The organism is Paenibacillus sp. EB106-06-01-XG199 (assembly GCF_058791575.1).
In genome coordinates this window covers 187852-203002 of record NZ_JBYTDQ010000008.1, presented here as the reverse complement: position 1 = coordinate 203002, position 15151 = coordinate 187852, and the positions used below count along the sequence as shown (strand labels likewise).

The 15151-nt window shown below is 49.6% G+C and carries 14 protein-coding genes; 6 read left to right on the top strand and 8 right to left on the bottom strand.

Annotation, left to right across the window (positions count from 1 at the left end):
- Positions 1-758 precede the first annotated feature (758 nt).
- Positions 759-2690, top strand: a complete 1932-nt coding sequence (locus tag AC3WT9_RS25950) for a beta-N-acetylhexosaminidase (RefSeq protein ID WP_341090039.1) — start codon at positions 759-761, stop codon at positions 2688-2690.
- An 82-nt stretch (positions 2691-2772) separates the two neighbouring features.
- On the opposite strand, the gene AC3WT9_RS25945 is transcribed toward AC3WT9_RS25950, so the two are convergent.
- Positions 2773-3156: a hypothetical protein gene (locus tag AC3WT9_RS25945; protein ID WP_341090038.1), complete on the bottom strand. Its 384-nt coding sequence runs from the start codon at positions 3154-3156 to the stop codon at positions 2773-2775.
- Between the two features lie 168 nt (positions 3157-3324).
- Here AC3WT9_RS25945 and AC3WT9_RS25940 point away from each other — a divergent pair, with 168 nt between their 5' ends.
- Positions 3325-4260 carry a hypothetical protein gene (locus AC3WT9_RS25940; protein WP_341090037.1) on the top strand — a complete coding sequence of 312 codons (936 nt, stop codon included), beginning with the start codon at positions 3325-3327 and terminating at the stop codon, positions 4258-4260.
- Between the two features lie 100 nt (positions 4261-4360).
- Positions 4361-4603: an NHLP leader peptide family RiPP precursor gene (locus AC3WT9_RS25935; RefSeq protein ID WP_341097560.1), complete on the top strand. Its 243-nt coding sequence runs from the start codon at positions 4361-4363 to the stop codon at positions 4601-4603.
- A gap of 18 nt (positions 4604-4621) precedes the next feature.
- Here the strand turns inward: AC3WT9_RS25935 and AC3WT9_RS25930 are convergent, their stop codons facing one another.
- Both AC3WT9_RS25930 and AC3WT9_RS25925 read right to left on the bottom strand, forming a co-directional pair.
- Entirely contained in the window at positions 4622-6484 is a 1863-nt protein-coding gene (locus AC3WT9_RS25930; protein WP_341377425.1) for an ATP-binding protein, read from the bottom strand.
- A 161-nt stretch (positions 6485-6645) separates the two neighbouring features.
- Positions 6646-8538 carry an ATP-binding protein gene (locus AC3WT9_RS25925; RefSeq protein ID WP_341090035.1) on the bottom strand — a complete coding sequence of 631 codons (1893 nt, stop codon included), beginning with the start codon at positions 8536-8538 and terminating at the stop codon, positions 6646-6648.
- A gap of 292 nt (positions 8539-8830) precedes the next feature.
- Here AC3WT9_RS25925 and AC3WT9_RS25920 point away from each other — a divergent pair, with 292 nt between their 5' ends.
- Together AC3WT9_RS25920 and AC3WT9_RS25915 are read left to right on the top strand one after the other, a co-directional pair.
- The gene (locus tag AC3WT9_RS25920) at positions 8831-9010 is read left to right on the top strand and encodes a hypothetical protein (protein ID WP_341377424.1); all 180 of its coding nucleotides are present in this window, start codon (positions 8831-8833) and stop codon (positions 9008-9010) included.
- 19 nt (positions 9011-9029) lie between these two features.
- Positions 9030-9641 (top strand): hypothetical protein, encoded by a 612-nt coding sequence (locus tag AC3WT9_RS25915; protein WP_341090033.1) that lies wholly within the window; start codon positions 9030-9032, stop codon positions 9639-9641.
- Positions 9642-9755: 114 nt separating this feature from the next.
- Here AC3WT9_RS25915 and AC3WT9_RS25910 read toward each other — a convergent pair whose 3' ends face one another.
- The gene (locus AC3WT9_RS25910) at positions 9756-10982 is read right to left on the bottom strand and encodes an MFS transporter (protein WP_341090032.1); all 1227 of its coding nucleotides are present in this window, start codon (positions 10980-10982) and stop codon (positions 9756-9758) included.
- 140 nt (positions 10983-11122) lie between these two features.
- On the opposite strand from AC3WT9_RS25910, the gene AC3WT9_RS25905 reads away from it, so the two are divergent.
- A complete protein-coding gene (locus tag AC3WT9_RS25905; protein WP_341090031.1) occupies positions 11123-11890 on the top strand; it encodes a peptidylprolyl isomerase in 768 nt (255 codons plus the stop codon).
- A gap of 88 nt (positions 11891-11978) precedes the next feature.
- Here the strand turns inward: AC3WT9_RS25905 and AC3WT9_RS25900 are convergent, their stop codons facing one another.
- The 4 genes from AC3WT9_RS25900 to AC3WT9_RS25885 all read right to left on the bottom strand — a co-directional run bounded on the left by AC3WT9_RS25900 (position 11979) and on the right by AC3WT9_RS25885 (position 15141).
- Positions 11979-13073, bottom strand: a complete 1095-nt coding sequence (locus AC3WT9_RS25900; RefSeq protein ID WP_341097559.1) for a Glu/Leu/Phe/Val family dehydrogenase — start codon at positions 13071-13073, stop codon at positions 11979-11981.
- A 185-nt stretch (positions 13074-13258) separates the two neighbouring features.
- Positions 13259-13588, bottom strand: coding sequence for a hypothetical protein (locus AC3WT9_RS25895; RefSeq protein WP_341090030.1), 330 nt, complete (start codon positions 13586-13588; stop codon positions 13259-13261).
- A 36-nt stretch (positions 13589-13624) separates the two neighbouring features.
- The gene (locus tag AC3WT9_RS25890; protein WP_341377423.1) at positions 13625-14326 is read right to left on the bottom strand and encodes a pirin family protein; all 702 of its coding nucleotides are present in this window, start codon (positions 14324-14326) and stop codon (positions 13625-13627) included.
- 167 nt (positions 14327-14493) lie between these two features.
- Entirely contained in the window at positions 14494-15141 is a 648-nt protein-coding gene (locus AC3WT9_RS25885) for a nitroreductase family protein (protein ID WP_341377422.1), read from the bottom strand.
- Positions 15142-15151: the final 10 nt, after the last annotated feature.

The following is a 15151-nucleotide window of genomic DNA, read 5'->3' as shown; positions in this document are numbered from 1 at the left end:
TTTCACTCAGAGATATCCATATTTCCAAAAGATAGCGTATTCACTTTCGAAATTGGGTGGACGGGCACGTTAAACAACCTGTCCGCTCAGTGGACAGGTTGTTCGGCTGATATATGAATCAGGTGCATTATTAGACCAGTCATTCCGCATTAGATTCGACTGCAGCTGGGAAGGATGTATGCAACTCAGTTAGATTACAGATACAAATTTGATAGCGCTGTTCGCCAACGATATGATACCCGGTGGACAAAATGCGTACGGAGCGGTTTTTTTGTACGTCCACCTTATGGAGAATGCGGCAACTGATGCAGTAAAATTCTCTCATGGCTTCATCTCCGGCATAACATAGTCTTTAAGAACTATCATAAAAATTACTAATATTATCTAAATAATAGCATTTGATTTTCGTGAGTGTCAACATAAAGCTGCATGATCCGACATTCGTCCGCAACAAAAGAAGAAATATGTCGTCTTATATAGAGAGACTGTAGAATTGCTGAGAAATAAAAAAACGATTATTATAATGCGCCATACCATATATTACCTTTTACTATAGGGAGCGTTTAGCAGCAAATCCACTTGCGAATGAGGCCAAAAGTCCCTCTATCGTCTCACCTTGCGATCGACGTATTGACTGGGTAAGGACTGATTATATAATCCATGACCTTGGACATACTTTGCATTCCTTCCTCTGTTTAGGAGTGATATGGTTGTTAGGAAGATGATCATATTCTACATGAATAAGAGGTGTCCACACTATGCCTGAAATTCGTACTTTACAGCTGCTTCCCCATCCACGGATAATCACGCGCTCTGAAGGCTACTTCCGCCTTCCGGCCAAAGCAAGCATTGTCCTCTCCGGTGAGGCGAACCGTTCCGTTCTGCCTGCAGCCCGTAAGCTTCAGCTTGTCATTTCTCAAGTTCTTCAGCTCAGCCTGCCTTTGTCAGTAGGTACACGCCCAGCCGTTTCCTCCGCATGCAATTTTAGCTACAACCGTCTGCTGCCTGCAGGAGGTTATGAGCTTGTCATCGGAGAGCATGGAATCTCCATTACTTACAGCTCTCCTGAAGGGGCCTATTATGCAGTGGCAACCCTGAAACAGATTCTGGAACAATCCGGCAGAAACATGCCCTGTCTGCATATCCGGGATGAACCGGACTTTGCCGCAAGAGGACTGATGATTGATATCAGCCGCAACAAAACGCCCAAACTCGAAACCCTTTACGGGATCGTTGATCTTATGGCCGATCTGAAGCTGAACCAATTGCAGTTATATATAGAAGGTTCTCCTTTTGCCTATGAGTCGTTTCCCCAGGTTTGGGAGCTCGAAACACCTATAACCGGTGAAGAAATTCTGCTGCTAGATGCCTACTGCCGCGAACATTATATCGAGCTGGTACCCAACCAGAACAGCTTCGGCCATATGGAAGCATGGCTGACCCGGCCGGAATTCAACGCACTGGCCGAAAGTCCTGAGGGGTTCATGCTGCCAGACCATATGTATGACAGTGATTTATATCCGGATGGGCTTTTCATGGAGCCGGGAACCTTCGATACTGAAGACCCTAAAGTACTTGAGCTGCTGGGCACAATGTATGATGACCTTCTTCCTTATTTCACCTCGAATCAGTTCAACGTTGGCTGCGACGAGACTTATGAACTGGGACTTGGCAAAAGCAAAGCCGCGGCAGATGCAGCAGGCAAAGCCACGCTCTACTTGTCATTTCTGCAGAAGATTCAAGAGCTCGTTGTGCAGCGGGGAAAAACGATGCAGTTCTGGGGTGATATTATCATCCAGCATCCTGAGCTGATCCCCCAGCTGCCCAAAAATATTATTGCCATGGAATGGGGTTACAGTGCAGACCACCCGTTCGAAGCGGACACACTGAAATTCCGCGAAGCGCAAATCCCGTTCTATGTCTGCCCGGGAACCAGCTCCTGGAATTCCCTTACCGGACGTACCGACAATATGCTCGCCAACCTGCATAACGCCGCTGAACACGGCAAGAACAACGGGGCTCTTGGCTACCTCATTACGGACTGGGGTGATTTCGGCCATTGGCAGCATCTTCCGGTGAGTTATGCCGGATTTGTCTACGGCGCTGCGCTGTCCTGGAATGTCGAGAACAATCTTGATGCCGATGTTGCAGAATATCTGAATACCTCGGTCTTTCACGACCGTTCGGGGAAGATTGGGCAATTGCTGCTCGATCTTGGAAATTACTACAAGCTTGAATCCGGCATTTCCCGCCCCAATGATTCAGAAATGTCCATGCTGATGCGCAGTAATCTGGATAACATGGGGATCGTAAATAAACTCACCGCTGAGCATTTCGATAATCTGGAGCAGTACATCAGCCGTATTGAGGATCAGCTTGAAGATCTTGCGCTGGAATGTAAGGATGCCGAACTTGTCATCCAAGAGCTTGAGAACGGCATTCATTTTGTAAAGCATGCCGTGCAGCTTGGCCGCATCAAACAGCTGCTGGCTGCAGAACCTGCCGGGATTGATCCGGTACTGGTGGACCACCAGATCCATGATCTCGACCTCCTGCTGCATCAATACCGGCAATTATGGACCCGGCGCAACCGGCTCGGCGGTTTGGAGAAGAGTGTGGCGAAACTTCTCCGGCTGCGCGGCGAGTATGCACAATTAGCTGCACAACTATCCGGTTCGCAGCCGCTGTAAGCTCGTACGATCATATACCCAAAAAGCACGGCAGGCGGGAAACATCACCGCCCAGCCGTGCTTTTGAATTTCATCCGCTGCTTCAGCCCAGCTCTGACCACGGCTGGCTATGGGAAGACACCATTTCTCCGCCCGCCGCCGCCTGCTCCAGCAGCAGTGCAAATACTGATTCTGGCATCCCAGGTTTCCGCCATGCCCGGCTGAAATCGAACCGCCTAGCCGGTTTCCAAATCCAAAGTGGCCAGCGTCTGCCCGGTCTGACCCTCACCTCGGCAACCGGAGGTCCACTTTGCTGCGGTCCTTTTATAATAGAAGAACGAAAATTATGTGCACGAATAATTGCATTCTCGAAGCCGATGCCCAGCAGCTGCCGGATGAGGCTGATTCCGTGATGTCCGTGTGCAATACGCAAATAGAACTCCGCCCGCCAGCCGCCGCCGGCCAGCACAAACACAATCTTCTCCATGTCCATTCCCCTTTAACAATTCTCGATCCGTGGATAAGATGAATTATAGTACTCCATTACTATATCACCCCATAAATTGTCATTGAAATCCCAGGTTAGTAGGACTATAATCATGACGGATAACCACATTTTTCCTGAAAAAATATAATATTGACAGGAGAGCAGCCTATGGATTGGCTTCATGAGTACGATGAGGAGCTCCGTGCGGTATTCAGCGATGCCAGTGTCATCATCACAGGATTTCCGGAACCGCTTCGTACACAAGGTTTGGCCTATCTTCATCAGTTTAACGTATTTAAAGCAGGAAGCCACAAAAACTACATATGTTATTTACTCCCGTTCTGGCTGCGCTCAGAATACGGTCTTACGTCAGAGCAAGCGCATCAGATGTCGCTGGGGAACGTCTTAATTATGCTCTATTTCTTCCTGCAGGATGATCTGATGGACAGCAAAGAGCCGGCCGCCGCAGAGCAGCTGCCGCTTGCTAACCTGCTGTACGTGGAATTCCTCCATATTTACCGGCCTCTTTTCGCCCCGGACTCCTCGTTCTGGTCCTATTTCAAACGTTATCTTTTTGAATGGGCAGACAGTGTGGCAGGCGAGGCCAGCAGTGACTATTTCCTGAACGACCGTGTCAAAATCGCCCATAAAGCCAGTCCGCTTAAGCTCTGCAGTACAGCCGTCCTGCTGCTTTCGGATCATGCTTTTCTGATTGCGGATTCGGAAGAGATGCTGCACAAGGTACTGATTACACTGCAAATGCTTGATGATTACGAGGATTGGGAGCAGGATTTGGCGGAGGGCAGCTATAATTGCCTGCTGTCTCTGGCCCGTTGCCAGCTTCAGGAGGGTCAAGGGCCGCTTACAGCGGGTAAGGTCAAAGATTTCATCTTTACGGAAGGCGGGCTGGCGTCCTATGCTGAAACAGCGCTCGCCAACCACAGCAAACTCGCAGAATACCGGCTGAAGGCTCCCCATCTGGTAGCTTTCCACCATGTGCTGGTCCAGAATCTCCAGCATATCGCAGCAGCTATCGAAGCGGAGAAACAGCTTTTGCAGGGAGGAGGACTCAGCTACTGGTTATCCAAGAATAGGAATACATAATAAATACCAACTCTATTATGTCATTGAAATAGCAATAGATTTATATATAATCCTATGTTATGCTCATGAGGTAAATATAACCATTTGGGGAAGGGTGATTATTTTGTCAGAAGCAATTCTTAGAAATCAAGTGATCCAGAAGGCATGGGAAGATCCAAGTTTCAAGCAGAAACTGCTCACAGATCCAAAAGCAGCCCTAAAAGAGGCACTAGGCATCAATCTTCCCGACCATATTACGCTCAAGACGGTAGAGGAAGGCTCCAATGAGTTCTATCTGGTTATTCCCCCCAGTCCTTCTTCAGGCATACTGAAGACCGACGTTACTACACTCGGTTCTTGGTAGAACATCAGGCTTAAGAGTTCATAAGGAGTTGGAATCATCCGGAGCTTCTGCCAGCGGCAGAATGATGATGGATTCGGTTCCTGCTCCTTTTTTGCTTATTATGCGGACTTCACCGTTCATGGCCTCAATGATACGGAAAGTGACCATAAGTCCCAGGCCCGTGCCCTTCGACTTGTTCGAGAAATACGGCTCGCCAAGCCGGTTCAATACGCCCGGTTCCATTCCCTCCCCGTTATCCTTCACATGAATATACACCCTGTCCCCTTTGGCATATACCGACATATGGATGATCCCCTCCTCCCCGAGAGACTCGATACTATTCTTGATGATATTAATAAAAGCCTGCTTGAATTTGGAGGAGTTGCCCTTCACCCAACAATGTTCCTTCACGTCCAGCACCATCTTGCCCCCGTTCAAATGGCAAAGCGGAAGCAGGATGCTCTCGATATGCTTGAATTCATCATGAACATTAAGAATCGAGACCTGCTCGAATTCCGGTTTGGCAAAGGTCAGGAAATCCGTTATGATGTTCGCTGCGCGGTCCAGCTCGCTAAGGGCCATGAACAGAAATCTCTGCTCATCTCCGTTCGATTTCTCCATCAGCAGCTGCAAAAATCCTCGCGTAACCTGAAGCGGATTGCGGACTTCATGTGCTACGGATGCAGCAAGCTCGCTGATAATTTCCATTTTTTCTGAACGCTGCAGTTCATTGTTGAACAGCTCCAGCTCCCGGGAATATTTGACCACCTGCTGATGGTTCAGGGCCAGCCTGCGGCCGAGAATAATAATGAGCGAGAGAATGAACACAACCAGCGCCCATTTCCAGTAGAACAGATCATAATTGCCTTGGCGGATATAATACCACACCAGCTCGCCTACTCCAGTAAAGGCTGCAGTTCCGAAGCCGATGGCAAAAATGATCGCATCCTTATTCCCCTTCAAAGAATAGATAATGACACAAGCAATGAGGAGAATGAATTGAAGGATCATTAGAAATCCGATGATAGTGACGGATACAAAATAGTACAGCTCAACAAAGCGGTTATCCGATAGTCCATTGATCACTAGACAAACGATGCAGAATAAAGAATATGCTGTCTGGAATTTGCGGAACTTACGGATGATGCCAAACCTTCCGCCGCCGAATATTTTCTCAAACAGATAGGTCAGCGCAGGCAGAAGCGACAGTAACGCCAAATCCAGAAAGACTATGCTCACCGGACCTAAATAGCTGTAAAAGGTATAAATAAACGGGGAATAGGTGATCGACAGCACTCCGGTGGAGGCAATGACGATAGATAAAGAGGCCGCTATCGAAAAGTAATCCTTGTTGAGATAAAACGCGCACACAAACAGGACTATCGCCACAAACAAAAAGGCACCGCCCAGAATAACGTCGATAAGCCCGTTTTTGATATAGTCCTTAATCAGAACTCCGTGTTCCCCAATGACCACTTGATCCTTGATTCCGATCCGATCCTTAAGCGTTTCAGTCCATATGTACAGATTCTTCCCGTTGTCCCCGCTGCTTAGGGGCACGAGCAGTGAATAATTATCCTTAATATAACTGCGGTCAGCTTCAAATATGAGGCGATCCTCCACGTACACTTTAACATGCAGTGCATATAACGTATCGATATAGACTGAAGGTGAGACATATTTGAATTCAGGAAGCTTAATTTGCGTCCATATAGAAGAGATGCCGTCTGGAAGCTCCGTTGTTTTCCCGCCGGACCCGGCACTCAGCCACCCTTCTTTAACCGAAACAGGAACCATATACCCTTTGTCCCCTGCCTTGTTGCCCCATTTGATTTGCCAATTTGTGATTTCTTTAGAAGCATAATGACTTTCCGCTGATACCGTGAGCGAACCGCAGATCATAAAAAGCAAAAAAAATGCTGCTGCTATATGTAAACTTTTGACGATCAAGCGCATGTAAGCACCTCAGAAGAAAGTTTCAGAAACAAAGTGTTCTGTATTGGTATTATTTCGCGCTGGCCGTTGCCTATCCCTTCATAAAAACGAAATTCACCAAAAAAATTCTAAATTTTTCCGGCTGATGGCAATTTAACAATCACTTCGGTACCTTCATCTTTTGTACTGTGAAATTGAATGGAACCGTCCATCGCTTCTATAATACGGAAGGTAACCATGAGCCCGAGCCCTGTTCCCTTGGTTTTGTTCGAATAGTACGGCTCTCCCAGCCGGGCAAGTTCGCTAACCCTCATGCCTTCCCCGTTATCCTGCACACTGATAATAATATACTGACCTGATTTCCAGGCGGTTACTTGAATCACCCCATCCTCCTGAAGCGATTCAATGCTGTTCTTGATCAAATTGATAAAAGCCTGTTTAAACTTGGAGGCGCTGCCCTTCACTTGAAGATCGCTTTGCAGGCGGAGCTCTATCTCACCCCCCTGCAGATTGGCCAGCGGCATCAAAATGCCGGACACATGCTTCAGTTCCTCCGAAACCTCAAATACATTCACGGTTTCCTGCCCCGGTTTGGCGAAGGTCAGAAAATCCGTAATAATCAAGGAAGCCCGGTCCAGCTCCTCCATGGCCATTTTCAGGTACTCCTTTTCCTTCTTGCCGGAGCGTTCACCCAGAATCTGCAGAAATCCCCGGGTTACCTGCAGCGGATTGCGAACCTCATGGGCAACCGAAGCGGCGAGCTCACTGATGATCTCCATCTTCTCCGAGCGCTGCAGATCGTTATTAAATTTCTCCAGATCCCGGGAGTATTCCACGGTCTGTTCATAATTCCGGGCCAGCCTTCTCCCGAGGATAATGATCAGAGAAAGGAGGAACCCAACCACTCCCCATTTCCACCAATACAAATGGTATCTATGTGTGGATGAAAAGTACAGGATCAGCTCACTAAGCGAAGGAACCGCGAAAATAACAAAGCCTATCGTGAAGATAAGAGCTTCCCGGTTGCCTCTAAGTGCATGAATAACCGCAAGGACCAGCAAGTAAAAGAATTGCAGGATCATCATGATACCGGTCACTTGAACACTCATCAGTCTATACAGGTGGTCCAAGCGGTAGGAAAGTAATGTATTCAACAGCAGAAAGCCGAGACAGAATCCCGAATAAACCAATTGAAAATTACGAAACCGGACCAGCCACAGGCTTTTTCCACGTCCGAATATCCGTTCAAAATACAAGGTGAATGCCGGCAGCAGTGTGAGTAATGCCAGATCAAAACAAACTTCAATCCATTGGTCATGGCCGTGCAAGACGAGCTGCAGAAAAGGTGAGTAGGTGATCAGCAGCATACCGAAGGAAGCTATAACAAGCACAAGCCATAAGCCGCCCGAGAAAAATTCCAGCCTGAAAAACAGCAGGCACATCAACAGCGCAACAGCCATAAATATTAGGGCCGCACCGATAACAAGATCGATCAGATCCTGTTTAACATAATGGGCAAGGAGCTTATCATAATTTCCTACCCTGATGCCGCCTTCTATACCGAAACCTTTGCTGCCGCCGCTGCTCCACAAATAAAGCTGGACGCTTTTATCTTCTGCTGACAAAGGAATCAGCACTTTACTGCCATTATAATTGACCATATCTGCCGAATCGTAAATAAGAACGTTATTCTTGAAAGCTTTAAGCGTATTTCCATACACCTTATCTATAAGCAGTGCCGAATTTGCAGCTGTCGGAGGTAAAGTAAAGCGTATCCAGGCTCCTGTCATCCCTTCATTGGTGAGCGGCCTGGATGAACTTTCTGTCTGCTTTGTCCAATCCTCATCAGGTGCAGACGCAGCCTCTTCAACATCCTGTATATTTGAACTTCCCCACTTCAGCTCCCATTCCGGCAAGGCAACGCCTGACCGCTCGTCCCACTCCATGACGATACCGATAGGCACAATAGCGATCAAAAGCAGCAGCATAAATATCGCAACTACTCTCTTTGATGATGGCAACTTCATCTTGGCTCCTCAATAAATCATTAGTGGTATTTATATAGTTCATATGATTCTTATTTTCGACAACCTTCGCACTATACCTGCCTAATCTTGCAAAAAACCTCGAATTAAGTAGTTTACCCTTGGTTACACGGGGTTAAATGGCCCCTGAATTGAATATATTAAGATCAGGCTAAGAATCTCCTCTATACCCGTTCTGATTACTAATGGACAGGCTGCGCCGGGGTGTACAGATTCGGCGCCGGATAAACGGGTAAAGAACTAATATAGAAGTCGAGGAGGATAGGCTATGGACAAGAAGGAGAACATCACCGCAGACCAACCCTCTGACGAAGATGGGCTGGTAACCGAGCGGGATATCGATGAACAGTTCGGCCTGTTTCAGGAAGGGTCATTTCCCGGCGCCCTGCCGGACGACGACCAGCAAGCAGCAATTGACCATGCTGTTCCTAAAAAGGTACAGACTTAAGCAAAGGAGTTGAACGGCTATGGGTAATGAATTTAATAAAACTGAAGCCGATTTTGCATATGAGCGTTATACAAAGATGGGAGAACGCTCCCCGGAGCAGGATATTCCGCTGGAAGAACTGCGCCCGCTCGGCACGATTACCGAACAGAGCACAAGCGGCAGCGGCACGGATCAGGAAGACAGACGGCCGCTCGAATCTGCATTTACCAGCCATGAACCCGTCGGTGCCGCTCCCATTGATTTCGATGGCGTAGTGGATGACGGTGCCGATCCGGCGCTCGTAGAAGACCACATTCTGGCTGCTGACATCGGCCTCAGTGCACCTGAACCCGCTCTTCGTCCGCGGGCTGAACGGCACGGAGAGATAGCCGCTTCACCGGGAACCGGGCGGGATGAGCTGCTTGAATCCGATGCCGTCTTCGCCGCCAGGGCTGCAGGACTGACGGGCAGCGTCATTGATTATGCCGGTGACGACGAAATCCTGGACGATGAGGAAGAGGATCTGCCACTTGAGGATATTCCCGACGCCGACGAGCTTCAGCCCGGAACCGCTGTGGACCCTGCCTCACCTCCCCTGGATGTAATGCCCGGGACCGATGTCCTGAACGGATCGAACGGAGAAGAAGAATAATGTAGGACTGACGCCAAGCGCCGCCGGAAGTTATTCCGGCGGCGCTTTTCCATTAAAATGGACCAAGCCGACAGCTTATCCTAATCCGAACCTTACGGCAGCGTAATTCGCCTGTTATTTCTGCATCGCTGCCAGTTCTCCAGCATGACGGGCTGCGATGACTTTCGCCTCCAGCTTACGGGTCTTCACCAGCATCGCCGCTACCAGCAGCATCACACCGTTGATGACAAACACCCAACGGATGGGAATGAACGCGCCGAGCAAGCCGCCCATAATCGGACCGGCCATCGTTGCCAGCTGCGAAGCCGCCTGATTCAGTCCGAATGCCCGCCCGCGGAATCCCGGTTCAATGGTCTGGACTATCATTGCGTTAACCGAAGGAAGCACTCCGGCATAGAACAGGCCATAGGCAAAACGCAGTACCGCAAACTCTACATAACCTGAGACAAAATACTGAAGGATGTTCCCAATCCCCCCGCCGATCAGGCCAATAAACAGGACAAGTCCGAAGCCTTTGCGGCTGCCTATTCTCCCCCATTGCGGTGCCATAATCACAGTAGCAATCCCTACGGCGGAGAATACAATTCCCGAGCTTAGTGTAGCGGTGCTTTTGGAAATGCCCATATCAAGTAAATAAATCGGCAGCAGCGGTTCAAGGATCATTACCGAAAAAGTACTGATGCCTGCCAGCGACAGCAGGGTAATAAAGGCGCGGTTGTTTCTTGCCTCCCGGATGTCATCCCTGACCCGTGATCTGGGTGCAGAGCGGTCGTAGTTCTCCTCTTTGGCGAAGAAAGTAGCGATTAGAGCCGAGACTAGAACGATCGCCGCCGAGAACAAAAAGGCGCTGCGGTTGCTGGTATAATAACTCACTATGCCACCAATGAGCGGTCCGATGATACTGCCGGTAGCTCCCGCAGTCGACATGATGCTCAGCGCATAACCGGTCTTATCCTCGGGCGTATTGGTGGCCACCATGGCGATGGCTGCCGGAACAAAGCCTGCCAGCAGCCCCTGAAAAATCCGTACGATCAGAAATACATATGGGTCATGGACGAAGAAATTAATTAAGTATAAGGCCGCCAGACTGAAGCCCGAGCGGATCAGCATCGGTTTGCGGCCATATTTATCAGCCAGTGAACCCCAATAAGGTGAAATCAGCGCACTGGCCAGGAAGGTGATGCCGAAGCTGACCCCCGACCAAATCTCCAAATGACTCGTGACCCCTAATTGGTCACTCAAAAAAATGGAAAGGAACGGAATCGAGATCGAATAAGCCGTACTGCAAAAGAAAACACCCACCCAAAGCACGATCAGGTTCCGCTTCCACGAAAACTGCATGAAGCACACATCCCTTCTGTTATACCTTGGAAGCATCTACCTATTCTACCCCTCTTTTGAACTTGTGCCAATCCCGGCCCATGTACCTCACTTTGCAAGAAGTGGGACAAAGAAGGTATGATAATGAAGAAGAACATGAGATGAACAAGGAAAAAGGAGAGATTACGAACGTGAAGCTAACAAGAAAAAAACCCGTCATCCTTCTGATGATGATGACACTGCTGCTGATCATTGTATCCGGATGCGGCAACAAACCGGCTAACGGCAATGAAGCGGTTAATTCCGGCAACAACAAAACGTCAGGTAATACTGCAAACAGTGAGGCCAGCCCCGCTCCGCAAAAAGAAGACGCTGCTGCGGCTACCGAAGGCGTCCCTTCTGCAACAGCCAGCCACCCGGTCGTAACTATAGAGATGGATAACGGCGGCATTATCAAAGCAGAGCTCTATCCGGAAGTCGCTCCAAATACTGTCAATAATTTCATCTCCCTCATTAAAAAGGGATTTTACGACGGAACCATATTCCATCGCGTGATTCCCGGCTTCATGATTCAGGGCGGCGATCCTGATGGCACAGGCATGGGCGGACCGGATTACAGCATTTCCGGCGAATTCTCCGGCAACGGGTTCACCAACAACCTGCTGCATACAGAGGGGGTTCTTTCGATGGCCAGAAGCCAGGATGTCAACTCTGCCGGATCACAATTTTTTATTATGGCAGCCGCTTATCCGAGCCTGGACGGAAGCTACGCAGCTTTCGGCAAGGTTACAGAGGGTCTTGAGGTAGTGGAATCCATCGTCAACCTGCCGCGTGACGATTCGGACCGCCCGGAAGCGCCTCCGGTGATGAAGAAGGTTACCGTAGATACACTCGGTGTCACTTATCCGGAACCGCAGAAGGTACAGTAGCCTTTGATGTTTCATCTGCTCTGAAAGTCAAGAGCCCATTTCCGCTTAACCGGAAATGGGCTTTTGACTTATTTATATAGAAGAAACGCTATCTTCTGCTGATGGCGTAATGCTCATTCCGCAGGAACGTGCTGCGGCTTGTGCGCAGCAGAGCAATCCGCTCTTCTGCCAACCGGTCTGCAGCGGCATAAGCCGGTATTCCATTGGCCTGTGAAATCTCCAGCACACGGGTAATGCTGCCATAGATCTTGGCAATTTTCTTAAAAGCCCGTTCTTTATTATAGCCGTTCAATTCGTCGGCAACGTTGATTACGCCACCTGCGTTAATGACATAGTCCGGTGCGTAAACGATACCCTTGGCGTGCAGGGCATCACCATGACGCGGCTCCTTCAGCTGATTGTTGGCCGCACCTGCGACAACCTTCGCCTTAAGCAGCGGCAACGATTCATCATTAATGGTTGCACCGAGTGCGCAAGGAGCATAAATATCGCAAGCTACCGAGAGGATGTCCGCAGGATCAACTGCTTTGGCCCCATAGGCCTCCACTGCCCGGGCCACAGCTTCCTTGTTAATATCCGTTACAACAAGCTGTGCTCCCTCTTCGTGAAGATATTTGCACAGTGTAAAGGACACGTTGCCTACACCTTGTACTGCCACCGTCTTGCCAGCCAGCGAATCACTGCCAAAAGCCGCTTTGGCTGCGGCCTTCATCCCTTGATACACTCCGAAAGCAGTAGCCGGTGAAGGATTGCCGGAGGAACCGTAAGTGGCCGAAATCCCGGTAACATAATCCGTCTCCTGATGAATAATATCCATATCCTCTTCTGTGGTGCCTACATCCTCCGCTGTGATATAACGGCCGTTCAAACCTTGTATGTATCTGCCGAAGGCCCGGAACATCGCCTCGTTTTTGTCTTTTTTGGGGTCGCCGATAATCACCGTCTTCCCGCCGCCGAGATTTAGTCCCGCTACAGCATTCTTGTACGTCATGCCTTTGGCCAGCCGCAGCGCATCGACAATCGCCGCTTCCTCGGAAGCATAAGTCCACATTCTTGTTCCGCCCAGTGCGGGCCCCAGTGTTGTGTCATGAATCGCAATGATCGCCTTTAACCCTGATGCCTTATCCTGACAAAACAACAGCTCTTCGTAATCGTCCTGCTGCATTGCTGCAAACAATTCCATTTTGTTCATTTCCCCTATCTCATCTCTTTGGTCGTGTTACGTTTCATAACAAAGCTAGTACACCAGGAGCGGATTGTCAATATCATTTGTCCTCTCTCCGTGGATTTTTTGAAAAAACTGACTTTACCAGACACTAACTTCACCTTTGATGTGATATTAGTCAAAGAAATATCAGATTGACTCTGCTACTCCCAGTATTGGTCGGGCCGGTACTCAATCTCGGACTGGACCGCTATCGTTAGACATCCTGAAGACGCGTTGTAATCTACCGCATTATCGCCTACATAATACCAATGTTTGATAACCGGCCCCTCCGCAGGCTCCTCGAAACGGAACACATTGAGCTCGGACTTCAGCTCCACCACTGCTGCCCCTTTATCGGAAGCTACCCCGCAGATCGTAATTACCGTCAATGTGCCTTGCGGATCAAACGTATAGGTCGGACCGTCCGTGCTGCTGACCAGCAATCGTCCTGTTACCGAATGCTTAACCAGCACTCTCTCCTGCTGCGCCATTATATGTCCCTCCTTGTCACTGTACTTTGTAAGCAGCTACGGTAAATCAATCACCATAACCAGGGTATTCTCTGCAGCGGCAAGACTTAATGCACTGACCTCTTCAACCCGTGCCGAATCCCCCGGCAGCAGCACGACCTCCCCCTGCAGCTTCAGCCGTCCTTCAATTAGATATATAAAAATGCGCCGTCCCTGCTCCTGTTGAAAAAATAATACTTGGCCGGCTTCCGCCCGGCCGAGATAAATCGTCATATCCTGGGCAATACCCACGACCTCTTCCGAAGGCTCTGCAGCCACCACAGGCAGCAGTTTTCCTTCAAGCTTCGCCGGATCAAATCGGCCGGTGCTGTAAGAAGGTGCCGTTCCGCGGGTACGCGGCATGAACCAGAGCTGCAGCAGCCGTACCGGCTCACTGTCCGAGGGATTATGCTCCGTATGAATAGCGCCGGTTCCAGCCGACATGCGCTGAATGCCGCCGAAGGTTGTTTCTGCTACATTACCCAAATTATCTTCATGGCGCAGCCTGCCGGACAGCACGATGGAGACGATCTCCATGTCGCTGTGCGGATGGGCGCCGAAGCCCCTGCCTGGTGCGATGGTATCATCGTTGCAGACGCGCATCGGACCAAACGAGGTATTACCGGGATCATAGAAATCACCGAACGAGAAGCTGTGGCTGCCCTGCAGCCAGCCGTGATCAAAACGGTGGGCGGATTGTGCCGGATAGACTTGAATCATATGATCCCCTCCTGATAGTTTTGTGAGCATTCCTTCAAAGCTCTGCTTCGAACAAAACTGACTTCGAAAGCATCTGCTAACAATATTTTAGCAGAAAGCACCGCAAAACAAAAAAACCGGCCAGCTTACGCTGACCAGCCCCTGCTTCCCTTGACAGGTGAAGCTATTTAACCCTGAAATCCGTTCCAATGGGTAACCTGCTCCAGCGGCAATCTGACGGTTGGCCGTCCTTCCACCGCTGCCTTGCCTAGAGCAATCAGCATCACTGTTATATAACGCTCAGGGATCTGGAACAGCTCTCTGAAGCCATCGGGGTTGAAGCCGCCCATAGGAACAGTGTCATAGCCTTTCGCTTTGGCTGCAAGCATAAGCTGCATGGATACCAGTCCGCCGTCAACACGAGCGATGTTGTTCAGCACCTCAACCGGCATGCTGGAATATCCATCCCGGCTTCTCTTCGCCATGGCAGCTCCCACTTCCGGAGTCACATATCCGGCAGCCTCCGCGTACTCGTAAATAGCCTCTGCATTGCGGTATGCCTCGGAATCACCAAGCACGGCGATAATGGCAGAAGCTTCTACCGTCTGCTGCTGGTTGTTGGCGATAGGCAGCAGCTGTGCCTTCAGCTCCTGATCCGTAATGACGATGAACCGCCATGGCTGCAGATTGGAGGAGGATGGTGCCAGAACCGCCTCTCCTAGAATCTCCTTGATCTCCTCCTCGGAAATCTTCCAGGATGGATCATATTTGCGCACCGAATGCCGTTCGCGGATCACCTTGTTAAATTCCACTTCCGTTTTCAATTCCGTTGACATCACACTACTC

Coding starts and splice junctions, on each gene's coding strand:
- AC3WT9_RS25950 (WP_341090039.1), top strand. CDS start 759: ATGCCTGAAATTCGTACTTTACAGCTGCTTCCCCATCCACGGATAATC.
- AC3WT9_RS25945 (WP_341090038.1), bottom strand. CDS start 3,156: ATGGAGAAGATTGTGTTTGTGCTGGCCGGCGGCGGCTGGCGGGCGGAG.
- AC3WT9_RS25940 (WP_341090037.1), top strand. CDS start 3,325: ATGGATTGGCTTCATGAGTACGATGAGGAGCTCCGTGCGGTATTCAGC.
- AC3WT9_RS25930 (WP_341377425.1), bottom strand. CDS start 6,484: ATGATCTGCGGTTCGCTCACGGTATCAGCGGAAAGTCATTATGCTTCT.
- AC3WT9_RS25920 (WP_341377424.1), top strand. CDS start 8,831: ATGGACAAGAAGGAGAACATCACCGCAGACCAACCCTCTGACGAAGAT.
- AC3WT9_RS25915 (WP_341090033.1), top strand. CDS start 9,030: ATGGGTAATGAATTTAATAAAACTGAAGCCGATTTTGCATATGAGCGT.
- AC3WT9_RS25910 (WP_341090032.1), bottom strand. CDS start 10,982: ATGCAGTTTTCGTGGAAGCGGAACCTGATCGTGCTTTGGGTGGGTGTT.
- AC3WT9_RS25905 (WP_341090031.1), top strand. CDS start 11,123: ATGAACAAGGAAAAAGGAGAGATTACGAACGTGAAGCTAACAAGAAAA.
- AC3WT9_RS25900 (WP_341097559.1), bottom strand. CDS start 13,073: ATGGAATTGTTTGCAGCAATGCAGCAGGACGATTACGAAGAGCTGTTG.
- AC3WT9_RS25895 (WP_341090030.1), bottom strand. CDS start 13,588: ATGGCGCAGCAGGAGAGAGTGCTGGTTAAGCATTCGGTAACAGGACGA.
- AC3WT9_RS25890 (WP_341377423.1), bottom strand. CDS start 14,326: ATGATTCAAGTCTATCCGGCACAATCCGCCCACCGTTTTGATCACGGC.
- AC3WT9_RS25885 (WP_341377422.1), bottom strand. CDS start 15,141: ATGTCAACGGAATTGAAAACGGAAGTGGAATTTAACAAGGTGATCCGC.